17 protein-coding genes and 1 pseudogene are annotated in these 20,635 nt (G+C 60.7%); 10 read left to right on the top strand and 8 right to left on the bottom strand.

Translation table 11 applies throughout. The annotated features are described in order from the left end of the window. The first annotated feature begins 15 nt into the window (after nt 1-15). Nucleotides 16-807 (top strand): ParA family protein, encoded by a 792-nt coding sequence (locus tag ACSQ3G_RS20060; protein WP_046636706.1) that lies wholly within the window; start codon nt 16-18, stop codon nt 805-807. Between the two features lie 27 nt (nt 808-834). Continuing rightward, complete coding sequence (locus ACSQ3G_RS20055) at nt 835-1,716, top strand: ParB/RepB/Spo0J family partition protein (RefSeq protein WP_436111282.1); 882 nt, start codon at nt 835-837, stop codon at nt 1,714-1,716. Between the two features lie 10 nt (nt 1,717-1,726). Here the strand turns inward: ACSQ3G_RS20055 and holA are convergent, their stop codons facing one another. Genes holA through leuS form a run of 3 tightly spaced genes read right to left on the bottom strand, consistent with a single transcriptional unit; the run spans nt 1,727 to nt 5,935 of the window. Continuing rightward, nucleotides 1,727-2,758: a DNA polymerase III subunit delta gene (gene holA, locus ACSQ3G_RS20050; RefSeq protein ID WP_436111281.1), complete on the bottom strand. Its 1,032-nt coding sequence runs from the start codon at nt 2,756-2,758 to the stop codon at nt 1,727-1,729. Further along, the gene (locus ACSQ3G_RS20045; RefSeq protein ID WP_436111280.1) at nt 2,746-3,315 is read right to left on the bottom strand and encodes a hypothetical protein; all 570 of its coding nucleotides are present in this window, start codon (nt 3,313-3,315) and stop codon (nt 2,746-2,748) included. The genes holA and ACSQ3G_RS20045 overlap by 13 nt, the downstream gene beginning before the upstream one ends. Next, nucleotides 3,305-5,935 (bottom strand): leucine--tRNA ligase, encoded by a 2,631-nt coding sequence (leuS, locus tag ACSQ3G_RS20040; protein WP_436111279.1) that lies wholly within the window; start codon nt 5,933-5,935, stop codon nt 3,305-3,307. Before leuS ends, ACSQ3G_RS20045 begins: the two co-directional genes overlap by 11 nt. 177 nt (nt 5,936-6,112) lie before the next feature. Here leuS and ACSQ3G_RS20035 point away from each other — a divergent pair, with 177 nt between their 5' ends. Further along, entirely contained in the window at nt 6,113-6,772 is a 660-nt protein-coding gene (locus tag ACSQ3G_RS20035; protein ID WP_436111278.1) for a YggS family pyridoxal phosphate-dependent enzyme, read from the top strand. 106 nt (nt 6,773-6,878) lie between these two features. Then, nucleotides 6,879-8,810 (top strand): propionyl-CoA synthetase, encoded by a 1,932-nt coding sequence (locus ACSQ3G_RS20030; RefSeq protein ID WP_436111277.1) that lies wholly within the window; start codon nt 6,879-6,881, stop codon nt 8,808-8,810. A gap of 57 nt (nt 8,811-8,867) precedes the next feature. On the opposite strand, the gene ACSQ3G_RS20025 is transcribed toward ACSQ3G_RS20030, so the two are convergent. Further along, nucleotides 8,868-9,581, bottom strand: coding sequence for a DUF1013 domain-containing protein (locus tag ACSQ3G_RS20025; RefSeq protein ID WP_436111276.1), 714 nt, complete (start codon nt 9,579-9,581; stop codon nt 8,868-8,870). Nucleotides 9,582-9,820: 239 nt separating this feature from the next. On the opposite strand from ACSQ3G_RS20025, the gene acs reads away from it, so the two are divergent. Continuing rightward, entirely contained in the window at nt 9,821-11,773 is a 1,953-nt protein-coding gene (gene acs / locus ACSQ3G_RS20020; RefSeq protein ID WP_436111275.1) for an acetate--CoA ligase, read from the top strand. 38 nt (nt 11,774-11,811) lie between these two features. Here acs and ACSQ3G_RS20015 read toward each other — a convergent pair whose 3' ends face one another. Further along, nucleotides 11,812-12,258, bottom strand: coding sequence for a thermonuclease family protein (locus ACSQ3G_RS20015; protein ID WP_436111274.1), 447 nt, complete (start codon nt 12,256-12,258; stop codon nt 11,812-11,814). Between the two features lie 115 nt (nt 12,259-12,373). Here ACSQ3G_RS20015 and ACSQ3G_RS20010 point away from each other — a divergent pair. Further along, nucleotides 12,374-12,772, top strand: a pseudogene (locus ACSQ3G_RS20010) (transposase); the annotation flags it as partial. A 272-nt stretch (nt 12,773-13,044) separates the two neighbouring features. Here ACSQ3G_RS20010 and ACSQ3G_RS20005 read toward each other — a convergent pair. From ACSQ3G_RS20005 to ACSQ3G_RS19995, 3 genes are all read right to left on the bottom strand, one after another. After that, nucleotides 13,045-13,701: a DUF3800 domain-containing protein gene (locus tag ACSQ3G_RS20005; RefSeq protein ID WP_436111273.1), complete on the bottom strand. Its 657-nt coding sequence runs from the start codon at nt 13,699-13,701 to the stop codon at nt 13,045-13,047. 343 nt (nt 13,702-14,044) lie between these two features. Then, complete coding sequence (locus ACSQ3G_RS20000; RefSeq protein ID WP_436111272.1) at nt 14,045-14,218, bottom strand: hypothetical protein; 174 nt, start codon at nt 14,216-14,218, stop codon at nt 14,045-14,047. 86 nt (nt 14,219-14,304) lie between these two features. After that, a complete protein-coding gene (locus ACSQ3G_RS19995) occupies nt 14,305-14,523 on the bottom strand; it encodes a DUF1674 domain-containing protein (protein ID WP_046668133.1) in 219 nt (72 codons plus the stop codon). Between the two features lie 123 nt (nt 14,524-14,646). Between ACSQ3G_RS19995 and htpX the strand changes: the two genes are divergently transcribed. From htpX to purH, 4 genes are all read left to right on the top strand, one after another. Then, nucleotides 14,647-15,621, top strand: coding sequence for a zinc metalloprotease HtpX (gene htpX, locus ACSQ3G_RS19990; RefSeq protein ID WP_105440132.1), 975 nt, complete (start codon nt 14,647-14,649; stop codon nt 15,619-15,621). Then, nucleotides 15,612-17,030, top strand: coding sequence for an RsmB/NOP family class I SAM-dependent RNA methyltransferase (locus tag ACSQ3G_RS19985; RefSeq protein ID WP_436111747.1), 1,419 nt, complete (start codon nt 15,612-15,614; stop codon nt 17,028-17,030). Before htpX ends, ACSQ3G_RS19985 begins: the two co-directional genes overlap by 10 nt. Before the next feature lie 100 nt (nt 17,031-17,130). Further along, entirely contained in the window at nt 17,131-18,813 is a 1,683-nt protein-coding gene (locus ACSQ3G_RS19980) for a heparinase II/III family protein (RefSeq protein WP_436111746.1), read from the top strand. Between the two features lie 86 nt (nt 18,814-18,899). Further along, nucleotides 18,900-20,516 (top strand): bifunctional phosphoribosylaminoimidazolecarboxamide formyltransferase/IMP cyclohydrolase, encoded by a 1,617-nt coding sequence (gene purH, locus ACSQ3G_RS19975; RefSeq protein WP_436111271.1) that lies wholly within the window; start codon nt 18,900-18,902, stop codon nt 20,514-20,516. The last annotated feature ends 119 nt before the right edge of the window (nt 20,517-20,635 follow it).

The raw sequence follows: 20,635 nt of genomic DNA, 5'->3' as shown, positions 1-20,635 counted from the left end.
ATTTTCAGGTGCCGCATGTTTGAAAGAAATCGGGTTATCACTATTGCCAACCAAAAAGGTGGCGTGGGTAAGACAACGACGGCGATCAACCTGGCCACGGCGCTCGCCGCTATCGGCGAGAGTGTCCTGATCGTGGACCTCGATCCGCAGGGCAATGCCAGCACCGGGCTGGGCATTGAACGCCGTGATCGCAAGATCTCTTCTTATGACCTGTTGATGGGTTATAACTCCATTGCCGAAACAGCGCTGGCAACGGCTGTTCCGAACCTTCACATCGTCCCTTCGACGATGGATCTACTAGGCTTCGAGATGGAGATCTCCCAGGCTCCCGATCGGGCGTTCAAGCTTCGAAGCGCCCTGAATGGCGATGACGCTCTGGCCTATTCCTACATTCTGCTGGACTGCCCCCCATCGTTCAACCTGTTGACGATGAATGCCATGGCGGCGGCTCATTCTATTCTGGTGCCCCTACAGTGCGAGTTTTTCGCTCTGGAGGGTCTGAGTCAGCTGCTGGAAACCGTCGACCAGGTGCGTCGTAGCGTCAATCCCTCGCTCGACATCCAGGGAATTGTTCTGACCATGTTCGACGCGCGAAACAACCTCGCCCAGCAGGTGGTCAACGATGTTCGGACGCATCTGGGCGAAAAGGTCTACCATACGTTGATTCCGCGCAATGTTCGCGTTTCGGAAGCGCCCTCCTACGGGAAGCCGGCAATCCTTTACGATTTGAAGTGCGCCGGCAGCCAGGCCTATTTGCAGCTGGCTTCTGAAGTCATCCAGCGGGAACGCAGGCGCAAGGCTGCCTGACGCTTTGCAGACAAGTGAGTAATGAGAATGAACGACGACCTCTCGAAACGGCGCCTGGGGCGCGGCCTTGCAGCTCTTATCGGTGAGATGGACCAGCCGGCACCTGTCAACAGTGGTGCCCGCAGCGTCAACCCGGATCGCATGGTGCCGATCGAGCACGTGTCGCGCAATCCGAAGAACCCGCGCCGGAGCTTCGATGAAGGTGAGCTGCAGGATCTCGCAAGCTCCATTCGTCAGCATGGTATCGTTCAGCCGGTCGTTGTTCGTCCGCGCGGCACCGATCAATTTGAAATCATTGCCGGCGAGCGCCGCTGGCGTGCGGCTCAGCTGGCTGGCCTGGTCGAAATTCCCGTCATCGTTCGCGATGTGGATGATCGGACGGCGCTTGAGATCGCTATCGTCGAAAACGTCCAGCGCTCAGATCTCAATCCCTTGGAAGAGGCGCTGGGTTATGATCAGTTGATTGCCGAGCATGGTTACACCCAGAACGATCTTGGCGAAATCATCGGCAAAAGCCGAAGCCATGTGGCTAATAGCCTCCGCCTGCTGAAACTGCCGGAGCCGGTTCGGGACATGCTGGCAGGAGGTAGCCTTTCCGCGGGTCACGCCCGTGCGCTTATCACGACATCGGATCCGGTTTCGCTGGCACGTACGATTATCGCTAAAGGCATGTCGGTTCGAGATGCTGAGAAGCTGGCTCAAAACGACATCAAGGCCCAATCGGAGCCCGCAAACGTTTCGAAAGCGGAACAAAAGGACTCTGATACTCTTGCGCTGGAACGCACCCTTTCTGATTCACTGGGCCTGGACGTGAAGATCAACCACAAGAACGGTGGTGGGCAGATCAGGATCGGTTACCGCACGCTTGAGCAGCTCGAGGAGATATGCCGCCTTCTTGAGCGGCGATAACCTAGTCTATTCAACGACTTGACTGAATAGCTGTAGCCATCAGCGTGTGGAACGCAATATTGGGTTCGAGGCTCTGCCTCTGTCGCGACATCAGGATCGCGGCCTGCAATCTTTCCGTTTCACGGGCGAGCGCCGGCGAGCTCCAGATTCTCAGCGCTTTTTCGATGATCGGCTTACGCTTGAAGTGAATATGCCTGCCGAGCGTCATCATGACCTGGGCGGTCTGGAGTTTCTTCTCCTCCATCTCCGCCTTCATCAGATCCAGCAGCTGGAATTGTTTCAGGCAGGATTGCAGGACGAGAAAAACCGGTGTCTTCGACGAGACGATCTTCTGGATGGCGCGATGCAGAGCGGGCAAATCGCCGCTGAGGATTGCGTCGACGGCCTCATCGGCCGAAACTGCGCTCGCGTCGCCGATGATTTCATCGATCTGCGCCTCTTCGACCATACCCGTGCCACGGCAGTAAAGCGCGAGTTTACGGATCTCGTTCCGGGAGGCCACGCGGTCTCCCCCAAGCAACTCCAGGAGCCTCTGGCGGGCGCCAGGGCTGATCCTGAGGCCTTCGCTCCCCAGTTCCGAATCGATGAGGCTGTTCAAAGCCTTGATATCGTCCGCGTAGCAGGGAATGACGGCGATGGATCGGGAGGGTTCGGCGATCTTCCGCAGCCCGCTCCCTTTCTTGAGGTCGCCGGCCTCGACGATCAGGATATTGGCTGGGGCCGGGCCGTCAGCCAGAACCTGCATTGCGTCCAGGAGCGGCTTTTCGTTGGCAGCGCCCCGCAGCCAAACGAGCTTCGAGCCGCCGAAAAGACCCATTGAATTCACTTCATCGAGAAGCCGCCCCGGGTCGCCCTGCAGGTCCGAAACGTCGAGTTTGAGCATCGCAAACGGATCATCCTGGGAAATGCCCGTCTTGCCTGCGATCAGTGCCGCCCGTTCGGAAACGAGGCCGCGATCCGGGCCGTAGATCACGAAAATCTTGTAGAGTTCCGCACTCTTCTCAGCAAACCGATCGAATTCGTGGGATTTTACTTCTGCCATACCGTCTGCGGCTGAGGTTCGCGCGAAAGCGCAATCGCGATCTCGGCGCGGATGAACTCGGCAAGTTCTCTTGCGGCGCGGTTTTCGGCGTCGCGAACAGCGCGGAGGCCTGCATAGCCCTGGCCGGAAATGTCGATGAGCGCAACGACCTGACGTTTGCCGGACTTCAGCACCTGCCCGTCGCTGATGCGGCTAATCGTGTAGGTGCCGTCCACCTGAACGCGGCCGGGGACCGGTACGCCGGTCGGAGAGACGTTGTCGTCGTCTTCGTCGTCCTCGTCGTCAATAATGGTCGAGGCCGTGCTCTTGGTTACCAGCTTCACGTCGTAAGCAGGACGGGTGGACTCGCCGGCACCCCCGGAGGTGAGGAAGACCAGATGGTTGCGGACAACTTGGTCGAGGCGAGTGTGGGGTTGCTCGAAGCCGACCGACGCTAGGCGCTCGCCCGTGCCGGAAGCCTCGGAATAAAGCGGGCGAACCTGGCAGCCGGCGAGCACCGTCAGCATTACCAGGCTGGATACGAACCCGAAACGACGAAGAGAGCGGTCAAACGACAATGTTTACGATCCTCTGTGGGACGACGATTACTTTCTTCGGCGCCCGGCCTTCAAGTGCCGCTTTGACCGCATCCAGCGCCAGAACCGCAGCTTCGACCGCACTTTGATCCGCGTCGCGCGCGATTGTCAATTCGCCGCGCTTCTTGCCGTTGATTTGGACCGGCAGTGTGACCTCGTTCTCGACGACCAGGGTTTCGTCATATTGCGGCCAGGCGGCCAGGGAGAGCAGTTCCTTGTTGCCGAGGACCGCCCAGCACTCTTCGGCCAGATGCGGCGTCATGGGGGCGACAAGCTGGATCAGGATCTCCGACGCGTTGCGGACGGCTCCCCGATAGGCCGTATCGCCCTCGCCGCCTGCGACCCGGGCGAGTGGCGCTGCAAGTGTGTTTACGAGCTCATAGATGCGCGCGACGGCCTTGTTGAAGGAGAGCTTGTCGTAATCGCCCTGAACCGCCTTCAGCGTCTTGTGGGCGAGCTGCGAGATCGCCAGCGCCTCGCCGTCCTTAGCCGGCACCGGATCGACACCAGCCAAGTTTTCGGAGGCCTCCGAAATCAGCCGCCACAGGCGCTGGGTGAAGCGGTGAGCGCCTTCGACGCCGGCTTCCGACCAGATGACGTCGCGGTCCGGTGGAGAGTCGGAAAGTACGAAGAAGCGTGCGGTATCGGCGCCATAGGAGGCGATGATATCGTCCGGATCGACAACATTCTTCTTCGACTTCGACATCTTCTCGATGGAGCCGATGGTGACTTCTTCGCCACCCTCGAGCATGGTGGCGCGGCGTTTGCCGTCCACTTCCTCGATGCGAATCTCGGCCGGGGCCACCCATTCACCGTTGGGGCCGGTGCCACGACGATAGGTTTCGTGCACGACCATGCCTTGCGTGAAGAGGCCCTTGAAGGGCTCCTTGACCTCGACATGGCCGGTCTCGCGCATGGCGCGAGTGAAGAAACGGGAATAGAGCAGGTGCAGGATCGCGTGCTCGATGCCGCCGATATACTGGTCAACCGGCAGCCATCGGTTGGCGACGGCCGGATTGGTCGGATCCTTCTCCCAAGGCGCGGTAAAGCGGGTGAAATACCAGCTCGAATCGACGAACGTGTCCATCGTGTCCGTCTCGCGGCGGGCTTGCTTGCCACATTGCGGGCAGGCGACATGGCGCCAGGTCGGATGGCGGTCGAGCGGGTTGCCCGGCAGGTCGAAAGTCACGTCGTCCGGCAGCTTGACCGGCAGGTCCGCTTTCGGCACCGGCACGACGCCGCAATCATCGCAATGGATGACCGGGATCGGGCAGCCCCAGTAGCGCTGGCGCGAGATGCCCCAGTCGCGCAGGCGGAAATTCACCTTGCGCTCGCCCTGCGGCATGTTGCCGACGATCGTTTCCGACAGGCGGTTGGCCACGATCCCGAAGGCTTCCTCGGTCGTCTTGCCGTCAAGGAAACGGGAATTGATCATCACGCCGTCGTCGACGTAGGCGGTGTCGCCGACCTCGAAGGTCGCAGCGTCGCCGTCCTTCGGCATGACGACCGGTACGACGGGCAGACCGTATTTGCGGGCGAAATCCAGGTCGCGCTGATCGCCGGACGGGCAGCCGAAGATGGCGCCGGTACCGTAATCCATCAGCACGAAGTTCGCGGCATAGACCGGCAGTTCCCAGGATGGGTCGAGCGGATGCCTGACCCGGACGCCGGTGTCGATGCCCTTCTTTTCGGCCGTTTCCAGCGCTGCGAGCGAGGTTCCGTGATGGCGGCATTCCTCGGCGAAGGCTTCGATAGCCGGATTCTGCGCGGCTGCGGCCTTGGCCAGCGGATGGTCGGCGGCGATGGCCAGGAACGACGCACCGAACAGCGTGTCGGGACGGGTCGTGTAGACCACGACTTCGCTTTCGCCGGCGGGTGCCGTCGAACCCACGATTTCCCAACGAACCGTCAGGCCCTCGGATCGACCGATCCAGTTCTTCTGCATCAGCCGGACCTTTTCAGGCCATTGGTCGAGCGTATCGAGCGAGTCCAGGAGGTCCTGGCTGAAATCGGTGATCTTGAAGAACCACTGCACCAGGTCGCGCTGCTCCACCAGCGCACCCGAGCGCCAGCCGCGGCCGTCGATGACCTGCTCGTTGGCCAGAACCGTCTGGTCGACAGGGTCCCAATTGACCTTGGACTGCTTGCGGTAGACCAGACCCTTTTCCATCATGTCGAGGAAGAGGTGCTGCTGCTGCTGGTAATATTCGACATCGCAGGTGGCGAATTCGCGTGACCAGTCGAGCGACAGGCCCATGGCCTTCAGCTGCGCCTTCATGGATTCGATGTTCTGGTAGGTCCAGGTCTTCGGATGCACCTTATTGTCGCGGGCGGCGTTTTCAGCCGGCATGCCGAAAGCGTCCCAGCCCATGGGGTGCAGGACATTGAAGCCGCGGGCGCGCTTGTAGCGAGCTACCACGTCGCCCATGGCATAGTTGCGCACATGGCCCATATGGATGCGGCCCGACGGGTAGGGAAACATCTCCAGAACGTAGTATTTTTCGCGCGGATCGCTGTTGTCGGTCTCGAAAACCTTGGCATCGTTCCAGGTCTGTTGCCAACGGGGCTCGGCATCGCGCGGATTATAACGTTCAGTCGCCATTTCAATGATATTCCGGGAAAACAGGATCAAGAGTCGGGCGAGACCTTCACCATGAAACCCTGCAAGCGTCAAGTTTTACAGGGGCGGGAAAGGCCAAGTTCAGGGCGAAACACCCTTGGCAGAGCCTTATATGAGGGTTAAGCGCTGGGCTTGCAAGAAAAGCGGAAGGCATGGGTCATGAGCGTCGAAGAACGGCTGCAGGATGTGAAGGCACGGATCGGGAAGGTAGAGCGCCTCTCGAAGCGACCTGCTGGGTCGGTGACGCTCGTGGCGGTTTCGAAGACGTTCGACGTGCAGGACATTCGACCGGTGATATCAGCCGGACAACGGATATTCGGCGAAAACCGCGTGCAGGAAAGCCAGGGCAAGTGGCCGGAACTGAAGGCCGAGACGCCTGAGATCGAACTGCATCTGATCGGGCCGCTGCAATCCAACAAGGCCGCCGATGCCGTGGCGTTGTTCGATGTCATTGAGACGGTGGACCGGGAAAAGATCGCCCGCGCGCTTGCCGACGAGATCAGGAAACAGGGCAAGGCGCCAAAGCTCTATGTGCAGGTCAATACCGGGCTTGAGCCGCAGAAGGCGGGGATCGAGCCGAAGCAGACCGTTGCCTTCGTGGAGCTTTGCCGCAACGAGCTCGGGCTTTCGATCGAGGGGCTGATGTGCATTCCGCCGGCCGAGGAAAATCCGGGGCTGCATTTTGCGCTGCTTGCCAAGCTCGCCAGGGAATGTGGCGTCGAAAAGCTCTCCATGGGCATGTCCGGCGATTTCGAGACGGCGGTCGAATTCGGGGCGACCAGCGTTCGGGTCGGCTCGGCCATCTTCGGCTCGCGCTGAAAACAGGCTTTCGCCAAGTACCTAGCGCTTTCGTCGGGCTTTCCCGCACCTCTCCCGCACCCTAGATTGACCATTCCGGGCTGTGCTCATGTGACGGGAGGTGCAGATGCAAAGCCGCTATTTCGACGTTTATGAAGGCTGGCAAAAGGACCCGGAAGGGTTCTGGAGAGGCGCGTCCGCCGCCATCGACTGGTTCAAGGAACCGGAGAAAATCTTCGACAGGGACGAAGGGGTCTATGGCCGCTGGTTCACCGGCGGGGAGACCAACACCTGCCACAACTGCCTCGACCGGCATGTGGCCGCAGGGCGTGGCGAACAGCGCGCCTTCATCCACGACAGCGCCATGACGGGAAGGCAGAAGAGCTTCACCTATGCCGAGGTGCTCGAGGAGGTAACGGCGATCGCCGCCGTGATGCGGGATCTCGGCATCGAGAAAGGCGATCGGGTCGTCATCTACATGCCGATGGTGCCGGAAGCGATCTTCTCGATGCTTGCCTGTGCCCGGCTCGGGGCGGTGCATTCGGTGGTGTTCGGCGGGTTTGCGGCGCTGGAGCTGGCGGCGCGGCTGAACGATTCGGAAGCGAAACTGGTGATCAGCGCGAGCTGCGGCCTCGAGCCTGGCCGCACCGTCGCCTACAAGCCGCTGCTCGACCAGGCGATCGAGCTTGCCCGCGTAAAACCCGAACATTGCCTCATACTCCAGCGCGAACAGCTCCAGGTGGAGCTGCGGTCGGAGCGGGGAGAGCTGGATTTCTCGGAGGCGGTGGAGAAGGCGCGGGGCAGGGGCGTACCATGCGTGCCGGTCAAGGCCACCGATCCGCTCTACATCCTCTACACGTCCGGAACGACCGGCCAGCCCAAGGGCGTCGTGCGCGACAATGGCGGGCACATGGTGGCGCTGCATTGGAGCATGGAGAACATCTTTGGCGTCAAGCCGGGGGAGGTGTTCTGGACGGCATCCGATATCGGTTGGGTGGTCGGCCATTCCTATATCGTCTACGGGCCGCTGCTCGCCGGCAATACGAGCGTGATCTTCGAGGGCAAGCCGGTGGGCACGCCGGATGCCGGCACGTTCTGGCGGGTCGTCAGCGATCACGACGTGAAAGTGCTGTTCACGGCGCCGACGGCTTTTCGGGCGATCCGCCGCGACGATCCGGAGGGCGAGCTGGTTGGGAAATACGACCTGACCGGGATGCGGGCCTTGTTCCTCGCCGGCGAGCGGGCCGATTCGGAAACACTGAAATGGGCCGAGCAGAAGCTCAAGATCCCGGTGATCGATCACTGGTGGCAGACGGAGACGGGCTGGCCTGTCGCCGCCAACACGGTCGGGCTCGGTCTGATGCCGGTCAAGCACGGTTCGCCGACGCGGCCGATGCCCGGTTATGCGCTCGACGTGCTGGACGATGCCGGCCATCCGGTGCCGCGCGGGACGCTCGGCAATATTGTCATCAAACTGCCGCTGCCGCCCGGCTGCCTCGTCAGCTTCTGGAATGCTGACCAGCGGTTCCGCGAGGCTTGCCTCGATGAGTTCCCGGGCTACTACAAGACGGCCGATGCCGGGGTGATGGACGAGGAGGGTTATATCTTCGTAATGGCGCGCACCGACGACATCATCAACTGCGCCGGCCATCGTCTTTCGACAGGGGCAATGGAGGAAGCCTGCGCCAAACATCCGGACGTCGCCGAATGCGCTGTGATCGGCGTGCACGATGCGACGAAGGGGCAGATCCCCTGCGGCTTCATGGTGCTGAAGAACCATGTTTCACGGGAAATCACTGATATTGCGAGAGAAGTGGCCGAGCTGGTGCGCAACGAGATCGGCCCGGTGGCGGCGTTCAAGACGGTGATGGTGGTTCACAAGCTGCCCAAGACCCGATCGGGCAAAATCCTGCGCGGCACGATGCAGAAGATTGCCGACGACATGCCGTGGAAAATGCCGGCAACGATCGAGGATGCGACGGTGCTGGACGAGATCACCGCGATCCTGAAGGCGAACGGTTATGCCCGCGAGGGCAGTGGCCTGAAACAGAGCGCCTGAACGAAAAAAGCCCCGGATCGTCTCCCGGGGCTTTCTCATGCAATCGAAATGGTTCGATCAGAAGCGCTCGTCTTCCTCGTCGTCGCGGCGGGTGGACTTGAGCGACGAGAGCTTGGCGAAAACGGCGTCCGCGTCGATCTCCTTTTCCTTCTCTTCCTCGCGCTCGTTGCGATAGCTGAAGCCGAGGTTTTCGGTTTCAGCCGCAGGCTGCAGGGAAGCGCCGAGTTCGGCAGCGGTCGGCAGCGGACGGCCCTTGGAAGCGCGCTCGACTTCGAGGTCGAGGTCGATCTGGCTGCAGAGGCCGAGCGTCACCGGATCCATCGGCGTCAGGTTGGTCGAGTTCCAGTGGGTGCGCTCGCGGATCTGCTCGATCGTCGACTTGGTGGTGCCGACGAGGCGGGAAATCTGTGCGTCTTTCAATTCCGGATGGTTGCGAACCAGCCAGAGAATGGCGTTCGGGCGGTCCTGGCGCTTGGAGACCGGCGTGTAGCGCGGGCCGCGGCGTTTCGATTCCGGCACGCGAACCTTCGGCTCCGAAAGCTTCAGCTTGTGATTGACGTCTTTTTCGCCGCGTTCGATTTCATCGCGCGAAAGCTGGCCGGTGGCGATCGGGTCCAGGCCCTTGATGCCCTGCGCCGCTTCGCCATCCGCAATCGCCTTCACCTCGAGCGGGTGGAGCTTGCAGAAATTGGCGATCTGTTCGAAGGAAAGCGCGGTATTGTCGACCAGCCATACAGCGGTCGCCTTCGGCATGAGCAATTGTTGAGCCATGGGTATAGGTCCTCTGTCCGTCCGCGCCGGTGTCGCGGGCCGTGGGTATCAACCACAATTTCCGGGAATTTACCGCCCTATAATCGAATTGGGACAGAATTGCAAATCTTTGAAGCGAGATCGTCGCACCGAGATGAACCGTTTGTCTAATTGCCGCCCTTGCCTCACCTGTTATGAATGCGGCACATATCGCTGACGGCTCGATGCGTCGTCATGCGTGCCAATTCAGGGAGGTGTTCATGTCGGAAAAAGTCTACCCGGTCCTCAAGTCTGCCAAAGCGAAGGCGCTCATCGACAAGGATAAATACGAGAAGTGGTACGAGGAGAGCGTTGAGGACCCGGACAAGTTCTGGGGCAAGCATGGAAGGCGCATCGACTGGTTCAAGCCCTATACCAAGGTCAAGAACACCTCCTTCAAGGGCAAGGTCTCGATCAAGTGGTTTGAGGACGGCCTGACCAACGTTTCCTACAATTGCATCGACCGCCACCTGAAGACCCATGGAGAGCGCACGGCGCTGATCTGGGAAGGCGACAACCCCTATATCGACAAGAAGATCACCTATAACCAGCTTTACGATCAGGTCTGCCGGCTGGCCAACGTCTTGAAGAAACACGGCGTCAAGAAGGGTGATCGCGTCACCATCTACATGCCGATGATCCCTGAAGCGGCCTATGCGATGCTCGCCTGCGCCCGTATCGGCGCGGTGCATTCGGTCGTGTTCGGCGGGTTCTCGCCGGAAGCGCTGGCCGGCCGCATCATCGACTGCCAGTCCACTTTCGTGATCACCTGCGACGAGGGCGTGCGCGGCGGCAAGCCGGTGCCGCTCAAGGACAATACCGATACCGCGATCCATATCGCGGCCCGCCAGCACGTGATCGTCAACAAGGTCGTGGTGGTGCGCCGCACCGGCGGCAAGACCGGCTGGGCGCCCGGCCGCGACCTCTGGTACCACCAGGAAATCGCCACCGTGAAGGAGCACTGCGAGCCGGCGAAGATGAAGGCGGAAGATCCGCTGTTCATCCTTTACACATCAGGTTCGACCGGCAAGCCGAAAGGCGTGCTGCACACGACCGGCGGCTATCTCGTCTTCGCGGCGATGACTCACGAATATACGTTCGACTACCATGACGGCGACATCTACTGGTGCACGGCGGATGTGGGCTGGGTGACCGGCCATTCCTACATCGTCTACGGGCCGCTGGCGAACTGCGCCACCTCGCTGATGTTCGAAGGCGTGCCGAACTTCCCCGATCAGGGCCGGTTCTGGGAAATCATCGACAAGCACAAGGTCAACATTTTCTACACGGCGCCGACGGCAATCCGCTCGCTGATGGGCGCCGGCGACGAGTTCGTGAAACGCTCCTCGCGGACAAGCCTGCGTCTGCTCGGCACAGTCGGCGAGCCGATCAATCCGGAAGCCTGGGAATGGTATTACAACGTGGTCGGCGACAAACGCTGCCCGGTGGTTGATACCTGGTGGCAGACGGAAACCGGCGGCCACATGATCACGCCGCTTCCGGGCGCCACCGACCTGAAGCCGGGTTCGGCGACCGTACCGTTCTTCGGCGTGAAACCGGAACTGGTCGACAACGAGGGCAAGGTGCTGGAAGGGGCGGCCGACGGCAATCTCTGCATCGCAGACAGCTGGCCGGGCATGATGCGCACGGTCTATGGCGACCACGAGCGGTTCATCCAGACCTATTTCTCCACCTACAAGGGTAAATATTTCACCGGTGACGGCTGCCGGCGCGACGAAGACGGTTATTACTGGATCACCGGCCGCGTCGACGACGTGCTGAACGTTTCCGGCCACCGTCTCGGCACGGCAGAGGTGGAATCGGCACTCGTCTCCCACAGTCTCGTGTCCGAAGCCGCCGTCGTCGGTTATCCGCACAACATCAAGGGCCAGGGCATCTATTGCTACGTCACCCTGATGTCGGGTCACGAAGGCAATGACGCGCTACGCCAGGAACTGGTGAAGCATGTGCGCCAGGAGATCGGCCCGATCGCGCAACCCGACAAGATCCAGTTCGCACCCGGCCTGCCGAAAACCCGCTCCGGCAAGATCATGCGCCGCATCCTGCGCAAGATCGCAGAGGATGATTTCGGCGCGCTCGGGGATATCTCGACGCTTGCCGATCCCGGCGTGGTCGACGACCTGATCGCCAACCGCCAGAACAAGGCGGGCTGATCGAACCCAAAGGCCGCTCGGGAAACCTGGCGGCCTTTTCAGTTGAGGTCGCAGGTCTCGCGCGGCTTGCGTCCGCCGTCATAGGTCTGCACGAGGCCGGCGAGCAGCAGATCGCCGCCGGCGCTGCGGCCATCGGAGAGCACCACGTCTGCGACAATGCGGCCGAAATATTTGTCGCCGGAAATATGGGTGAGCTGAATTTTGCGTGATTGGGCGGTCAGCGCTTCGAGCGCCCGTTGGGCGTCGATGCCCGCCTCACGAAGCCGCTCGCATTTCGATTTCAGCTCCGGCGCATCGATGCCCCGAATACGCACATAAACTTCCACCTTCTGCTGCGGCCAGGGCTGCGCTTCGACCAGCAGCGTATCGCCGTCGATGACCCGCAGGATTTCGGCTGCCACCGGCCCGGAAATCTCGTCACGCGCTTCCGCTTCGGTGGCAAACACCGCGACGATGCCAGTGAGAATCAGAAGCGACTTGATCATAAAAAGGAATAAATTCCGACACGGGAGTGAAGTCAATAGGAATATTTGGGCGGTATCATATTTGACAAACCAAACAAAAAGGCCTGCAAAGGTTCAACGGGTTAGAATGTTCGCCGTGTCGATTTTGAGAAAGGAATATTTTCATAATGATGCTGCCGCTTCGAACGCGTTGAAAGTGTTTTGTGGCTAACGGTCCGACTTGCCCCCATTGCGGCAGCTGAAGGCGTTCACTCGAAGCCTTCGAAGAAAAGCCCCAACGGCATTGAACGTCATGGCCAGAAGAAGTGCGCAACTTGCCGCCAGCAGTTCCCCGTTCGCATGGGCACGATCTTTGAAGAAAGCCATATCCAGCTTCACAAGTGGTTGCAGGCTATCCACCTGATCTGCTCCAGCAAGAACGGCATTAGCTCCAACCAGCTCCCGCATTCTGGAGATCACTCTCAAGTCGGCTTGGTTCCTGTCGCACCGCATCCGCGAAGCAATGCGTTCTGGCGAACTGGAGCCCATGGGCGGAACAACCGCATCGCGCTTGGTGTGAACGACAGTAACCGGGCAATGAACGCACCTGTTGGCGCTAAGGGCCGTCGCCTCACCTATGAAGGACCTAACAAAAAAGAACTCTAAGAAACCAATGGGTTGATTCAAAGGTTAACCCATAAGCCAGTGATTCTATTGACTGAATCACTGCAGGCATGTACATAAACGGTGCAGCCCTTGCTTAGTGATAAAGGCCCCCGGGACTTTCAGGAGATAGCTAAGATCGCCGATATGGCGGGCTGCACTTCCTCAATAGTACAATGTCTTGCCGTATTTCCACAGTTCGTATTCGTACGAGATTCTGTCTTCGATGAGATCGTAAGAGCGGGTGTCGCCTAGCTCCCACTTCCTCTGGATGGCCCAAGCGCAATAGTCAGCTAGTTGCAGGCACGGGTCGCAATGAGACGGCCGGAAGTCAACAGCCCAAGGCACTCCCTTGATGGTCTGTGACATGACATCGCTCAGTGCATTGGTAAAAGTTGCCCGCTCTTTCTTCGTTCCAATAGACGCGGCGGTAATCATCACCCGCATGTCTTTATCGACGTGCCGAGATATGCCGTGCTTGAACTGATAGAACCAAGGGTACTTGTAAAATCGAGACTTTTCCTTGCAGACGTGGGGCTGGGCTTTGGCCTTCTCGCAGATGGTTGCCTGAACCTGGAAGTCGTGCTTTAGAATTTCTTCAAAAACACGGTTTCTGATCGCCTGAGAATCCACGGTGGCATGGAAGAAGTCACCAACTTCGGCTTTTTCCCACAGCAATTGGTGGCGAAGTTCATGGAGAGCATGACCAACATCAAGGCTGGTGGTTGTGACCGTGCAAATGATAAAATATTTGCTCACGTTTTGTTTTCGGTTGAACGTAAAACAGCCAGCTTCATCGGCAAAGATATAATTGTTGGACATCGCGCGCTTATTCGAGGGTTGAATGATGGGCACTAGATCACAGTCGGACAAATTCCGCGAGGCCGCTCGGGAGCTGGAAACAGACGCCGACGAAGACCGCTTCAACAAGACCCTAGGAAAATTAGCCAAATCGCCGCCTCCGTCGAAAGGCGATAAGCCGACTAAGGATAAGAAGCCCGCCAACTAAGCGGGTTTTTTATGCCCAATATACGACAAATAGTGAGAGGCAAAAATGAACAGAGAAGACCGCACGCCTTGAATGCCTGAAGCTTTTCTTCAATATCGCGGCGACATCGGGTCGAGGAAGCGCTTAGTCTAGTTAAGCAGGCCGAAGACGAAATATTCAGAGCTTGTTCTGATAAGTTGCAAGAAGACAATCAACGTAAAGATTGATTATATCCTTCTTGTTCGTGTAGGTTTCGGTTTTGTCGCGGAACATTACCTTTTCCATCAGGTCAAAAGCTACCCGGCAGTTTGAGCCAGCGTCGTTTGCAATCTTCACGGTTTGGTCGGCCATGCGAATCTCCTTGGGTTTCAACCTAAGATTCACATGATAGCCGATTCTCGCGTGGGTGCGTCAAATATAATATAGCCAGTATTTACTTAGAAATCGATCGCCCGGCCGTTGATCTCCCAGTCACCGAAGCGGGCGGGGTCGGCACCGCCGCGGCCGCCGAATTCTTGCGGTGTTTCGGCCTTGGCGGCCGCCTGCCGGCGTTCCTCGGCTTCCTTGAGCGCGCGCTCGGCGGCTGGGGAAAGTGGCTTCTTGGGCGCACCTTCTTCCGGTATGATTTCTGAATTGTCATTGTCTGCGCTTTGCATCGTGGCCTTCGCCGGGTGGATTATTGAAAATTCTGGTCGAATTGACCACATCATAAGCCGTTCGCGCCCAGTGGAAAACCCTTTAACCGCCCTGGGACGATATCGGCAACGGGAGAGATGACGATGAATGTAATGCGCACCGCCATGCTTCTGGCCTTCATGACGGCCCTGTTCATGGGGATCGGCTTCCTGATCGGCGGCACGGGCGGCATGATGATCGCGCTGGTGATCGCTGCCGGGATGAACCTGTTTTCCTACTGGAATTCCGACAAGATGGTTCTGTCGGCCTATCATGCGCAGGAGGTCGATGCGCGCAGCGCGCCGGAATTCTACAACATGATCCGCGATCTTTCGGCCAATGCCGGCCTGCCGATGCCAAAAGTCTATGTCTATGACAATCCGCAGCCGAACGCCTTTGCGACCGGCCGCAACCCGCAGAATGCCGCCGTTGCGGCCTCCACCGGGCTGATGCAGCGGCTGACGCATGAGGAAGTGGCGGGCGTGATGGCGCATGAGCTCGCGCATATCCAGAACCGCGATACACTGACGATGACGATCACCGCGACGCTTGCCGGCGCGATCTCGATGCTCGGCAATTTTGCCTTCTTTTTCGGCGGCAACCGCGAAAACAACAATCCGCTCGGTTTCGTTGGCGTGCTGGTGGCGATGATCGTCGCTCCGTTCGCGGCGATGCTGGTGCAGATGGCGATCAGCCGGACGCGCGAATATTCGGCCGACCGGCGCGGCGCCGAGATCTGCGGCAATCCTTTGTGGCTCGCCTCGGCACTCGGCAAGATCGCCGGTGCGGCGCATCAGATCCCGAACTACGAGGCCGAGCGCAACCCGGCGACGGCGCATATGTTCATTATCAACCCGCTGTCGGGCGAGCGCATGGACAACCTGTTCTCTACCCACCCGGACACCGGCAACCGGATCGCCGCGCTGCAGCAGATGGCCGGCCAGTTCCCCGGTGGTTCTCGGGCCAGTGCCTCGACGGCCGGGTTCCAGGCTGATAGACCGCAGCGCACCGCGCGCTCCGTTCCGAATACCGGTTGGGGCCGCGGCTCGGATGAACCGCGCAAAGGTCCCTGGTCTTGAACGAAGCCAAGAAGAACAAGAAGCCTTACAAGCCAGCAGGCAAACCTGCGGAACAGCGCAGGAAACCGGCTCACTCGGAGCGGGAAAGCGGCCCCTTCAAGGCGGGTCTCGAAGTTCGGGTCACGGCCGCAAAGCTTCTGGCGGCCGTTGTCGACCGAAAGATCTCGCTCGACGGCATGCTCGACCTCGTCCATGGCAATCCGGCCTATAGGGCGCTCAGCGATGCCGATCGGGCGTTGACGCGCGCCATCCTCAACACCGCGCTTCGTCATCTGCCGCGCATCGAGGCGGCGATCGCTTCGCTGATCGACACGCCGCTGCCGGAAGGCGCTCGGGCGCTTCACCACGTGCTGGTGATTGCTGCTGCGCAGATCCTGCATCTCGACGTGCCGCCGCATGCGGCCGTCGACCTTGCGGTCGAACAGGCCAATCGCGATCCGCGCAACCGCCGTTTTGCCAAGCTGGTGAATGCTGTCCTGCGCCGGCTGGACCGGGAAAAGGACGAGATCCTTGCCACGACTGCCAGCATGTCTCCGGTGCCGGCCTGGTTCCGCAAGCGCCTGGTCGCCCTCTATGGTGAGGTGGAGGCGGATCGTATCGCCGAAGCCCAGCTCGTTCCGGCGGCCATCGACCTGACGGTCAAATCCGATCCCGCAGCCTGGGCCGAAAAGCTCGGCGGCACGGTTCTGCCGACCGGCAGCATCCGCCTTGCGGCCTTCGATGGCGCGGTTTCCGCGCTCGAAGGGTTCGACGAAGGCGTCTGGTGGGTGCAGGATGTCGCCGCCAGCATTCCCGCAAAGCTGTTCGGCGACCTGAAGGGCAAGAAGGTCGCCGACCTCTGCGCCGCTCCCGGCGGCAAGACGGCGCAGCTGATCGCGGCCGGTGCCGAGGTGATCGCCGTCGAGCAATCCGGCAACCGGCTGGCACGGCTGAAAGAAAACCTCGGGCGGCTCGGTTACGAGGCGGAACTGGTCGGCGGCGACCTTTTCGATTTCAAGCCGGCAGAACTGCTGGACGGCGTGCTGCTCGACGCGCCCTGCTCCTCGACCGGCACGACGCGCCGGCATCCGGATGTGTTCTGGACCAAGGGGCCGGAGGATGTGACGAAGCTCGCCGCTCTGCAGGAAAAGATGCTGCGCCACGCCGTCACGCTGGTGAAACCGGGCGGCATTATCGTTTTCTCCAATTGCTCGCTCGATTCGCTGGAGGGGGAGGAACTGGTCGTGCGCGTGCTCAAGGACCATCCCGAATTGAAACGCGTGGCCGTCAACCCTAAGGATTGGCCGGGGCTGGAAGGGGCGATCTCGCCACTTGGCGAATTCCGCACCACGCCGGCCATGCTGCCCGCCAGCGAAAATTTTGTTGGCGGCATGGATGGCTTCTTCGCGAGCGTCCTTCAGGTGCGGTAAGGTTTTCTTCACCATACGGACTGATACTTTCGAACAATCTAATAGTTGATTCCCGCCGGCGGGGCGGAGGCTGATTCCTGCGGAGTATTCCAGATTGAAGATGCGGCTCGCGGATCGCCGAAGGCTGATGTCCTTCGGCTTGCGGGAAATCTGGCGACGCCTTTGCCGGCGTTCCGCCGGATTCCGCTTGGCCGTGACCTCGTTTTCCATGCAGGTGCCGGACCGGTTGATCGTCGCGCCGACTGATCTGAGGGCGCTCGATCCGTTCGTGGCGGAGGAAATCCTGGAAGGCCGGTTCCCGCTCGCGGGGCGGATTCTCGAAACCTACGGTCAATCGCCGTTCTCCGTCGAGCTGCCGTCGCGAGCGGCAGCAGAGCGGCTGCATTCTTTCGCCTGGCTCCGCCATATCCGCACCAACAAGACGGAAGCCGCCTGTGCCAGCGCCCGCCAAGTGGTCGCAGACTGGATCGCGCTTTATGGTCGACGGCCGCAGGGCATTGCCTGGGAAGCGCATGTCGCAGCGGAGCGGGTGATCGCCTGGCTTTCACATTCCACCGTCGTGATGCAGGGCGCAGAAGCCGGCTTCTACCGCCGTTTCATGAAAAGCCTCGCCTATCAGGTCCGGTATCTCAGGAAGATAGCCGGCTGCACGCCCGAGGGCGATACGCGGCTGAGGCTCAGGATCGCGCTCGCCATGGCCTCGATCTCGATGCCGACACGGGCCGCCTATATCCGGCGTGAGGGCAGGCGGCTGGATCGGGAGCTGGAACGTCAGATCCTTGCCGATGGCGGGCATGTGTCGCGCAATCCGCGTGCGGTGCTCGACCTGCTGATCGATCTTCTGCCGCTTCGCCAGACCTATATCAATCTCGGCCACGACCTGCCGCAAAAACTCATCCCGACGATCGATCGCATGTATCCGGCGCTTCGCTTCTTCCGGCACCAGGACGGCGACCTGGCGCTGTTCAACGGTGCGAGCTCGACGCCCGCGAGCGAACTGATGTCGGTGCTGCGTTACGACGAGACGGCCGGCAAGCCGTTCAAGGCGCTGCCGCACATGAACTATCATCGCCTCTCGGCCGACGGCACGACGCTGATTGTCGATACCGGCCGGCCGCTCTCTCCAGGGCTTTCCCGCGGAGCGCATGCGGGCTGTCTTTCCTTCGAGATGTCGGCCGGCCGGCACCGCTTCATCGTCAATTGCGGTTCGCCGAAATATGCAGGGCGGAACTACCGGCACATGGCACGCTCGACGCCGGCCCATTCGACCGTGACGCTCAACGAGACGTCGTCCAGCCGCATCATCCGGTCCCGCTTCGCAGGCTCCATGCTGCTCGGCGGCGTGTCGGAGGTGGAGGTCGAGCGCTGGGACGACTTGCATGGTAATGACTGGCTGCGGGCGAGCCACGACGGCTACGTCCACCAGTTCGGTTATTTCCACGAACGCGAGATCGGCCTCAATGTGAAGGGCAACAAGATCAAGGGCCACGACAGGCTCTTCCTGCCGGAGGGCGAAGCGCCGGACAACGGACCCTTCCTGGCGGTGGCGCGTTTCCATATCCATCCTGTCATCACGTTGTCGCGCCGGGACGAGGAAAGCGTCAGCATGCGTGCGCCGGATGGAGAGACCTGGATCTTTGCGGCACCGGGGCTGCAGGTGATGATCGACGAGGACATCTTCTTTGCCGACGTCTCCGGCGTGCGGCCGAGCCAGCAGCTCGTCATCGAGTTTTCTCCGCCGGAGACTTCGGAAATACGCTGGATGCTGAGGCGCGGCGAATAGGCCGTTTCTTCTTCCGCCAAGCTGTGCTAACGGGCGGCCATCTTACCTTCGCGCCGGGTCCCGCGGCGCCTTTCCAGGAGAGACCGATGGCCGTCGTTTCCAAGAAAATCCCCGCTCCCGACCGCATCAGGATCCGCACCGCGCTGCTCTCGGTCTCCGACAAGACCGGTATCATCGAGCTTGCCAAGGCCCTCACCGAGCGGGGCGTGAAGCTGCTGTCGACGGGCGGTACGCACAAGGCCATCGCCGCCGCGGGCCTTGCCGTGACCGACGTATCGGAAGTGACCGGTTTTCCGGAAATCATGGACGGGCGGGTGAAGACGCTGCACCCGACCGTGCATGGCGGCCTGCTGGCGATCCGCGACGATGCGGAACATGTCGCGGCGATGAAGGAACACGATATCGAGGGCATCGATCTTGCCGTCATCAACCTCTACCCGTTCGAGGAAGTGCGCGCCGCTGGCGGCGACTATCCGACGACGGTCGAAAATATCGATATCGGCGGACCGGCGATGATCCGCGCATCCGCCAAGAACCATGCCTATGTGACCACCGTCACCGATCCTTCCGACTACCCGGCGCTGATCGAGGCGCTGCGCTCGAATGACGGGCAGACCGTCTATGCCTTCCGCCAGAAGCTCGCCGCCAAGGCCTATGCCCGCACGGCGGCTTATGACACGGCGATCTCGAACTGGTTCGCGGAAGCGCTCGACATCGAGATCCCGCGTTACCGGACGATCGGCGGCGTGCTGAAAGAAGAGATGCGCTATGGCGAGAACCCGCACCAGAGCGCCGGCTTCTACGTGACCGGCGAAAACCGCCCGGGCGTGGCGACCGCAAAACTGCTTCAGGGCAAGCAGCTTTCCTACAACAATATCAACGATACCGACGGCGCCTTCGAGCTGATCGCCGAATTCTCGCCGGAAAAGGCGCCGGCCTGCGCGATCATCAAGCACGCCAACCCCTGCGGCGTGGCGACCGGTCCGAGCCTCAAGGAAGCCTATCTCAGGGCACTCGCCTGCGATTCCACCTCGGCCTTCGGCGGCATCATCGCGGTAAACCAGCTTCTGGATGCAGAGACTGCCGAAGAAATCGTCAAGCTGTTCACGGAAGTGATCATTGCGCCTGAAGTTTCCGACGAGGCTCAGGCGATCATCGCTGCCAAGAAGAACCTGCGCCTGCTGGTGACCGGCGGCCTGCCGGACCCGCGCTCGCGCGGCCTGACGGCGAAGACCGTTTCAGGGGGCCTGCTGGTCCAGACCCGCGACAACGGCATGGTCGAGGATATCGACCTGCGCGTCGTCACGAAACGCGCGCCGACACCGACCGAACTCGAAGACATGAAATTCGCCTTCAAGGTCGCCAAGCACGTGAAGTCGAACGCGGTCGTCTACGCCAAGAACGGCCAGACGGCCGGCATCGGCGCCGGCCAGATGAGCCGCATCGATTCCGCCCGCATCGCCGGCATCAAGGCGGAAGAGGCGGCCAGGGCCATGGGCTGGGCCGAGCCGATGACCAAGGGTTCCGCGGTCGCCTCGGAAGCGTTCTTCCCGTTCGCGGACGGCCTGCTTTCGGCCATTGCCGCCGGTGCCACGGCGGTCATCCAGCCGGGTGGCTCGATGCGCGACGACGAGGTGATCGCCGCTGCCGACGAGCATGGTGTGGCGATGGTGTTCACGGGAATGCGGCATTTCCGGCATTGATGTTGCTGGATGGTATGCTCTGAGCGTGCGGCGTGGGTCCTCGGGTCAATGACGACGGAAAGGGTGTTTCAGGCTGCCCAAAGAGAGATTTGAGCAAGCTGCGACGCTCCACTTTTCTC

The organism is Neorhizobium tomejilense (assembly GCF_964254135.1).
Lineage (GTDB): Bacteria > Pseudomonadota > Alphaproteobacteria > Rhizobiales > Rhizobiaceae > Neorhizobium > Neorhizobium tomejilense.
The sequence above is the reverse complement of the archived record's forward strand: the minus strand, read 5'-3'. Positions and strand labels throughout refer to the sequence as shown.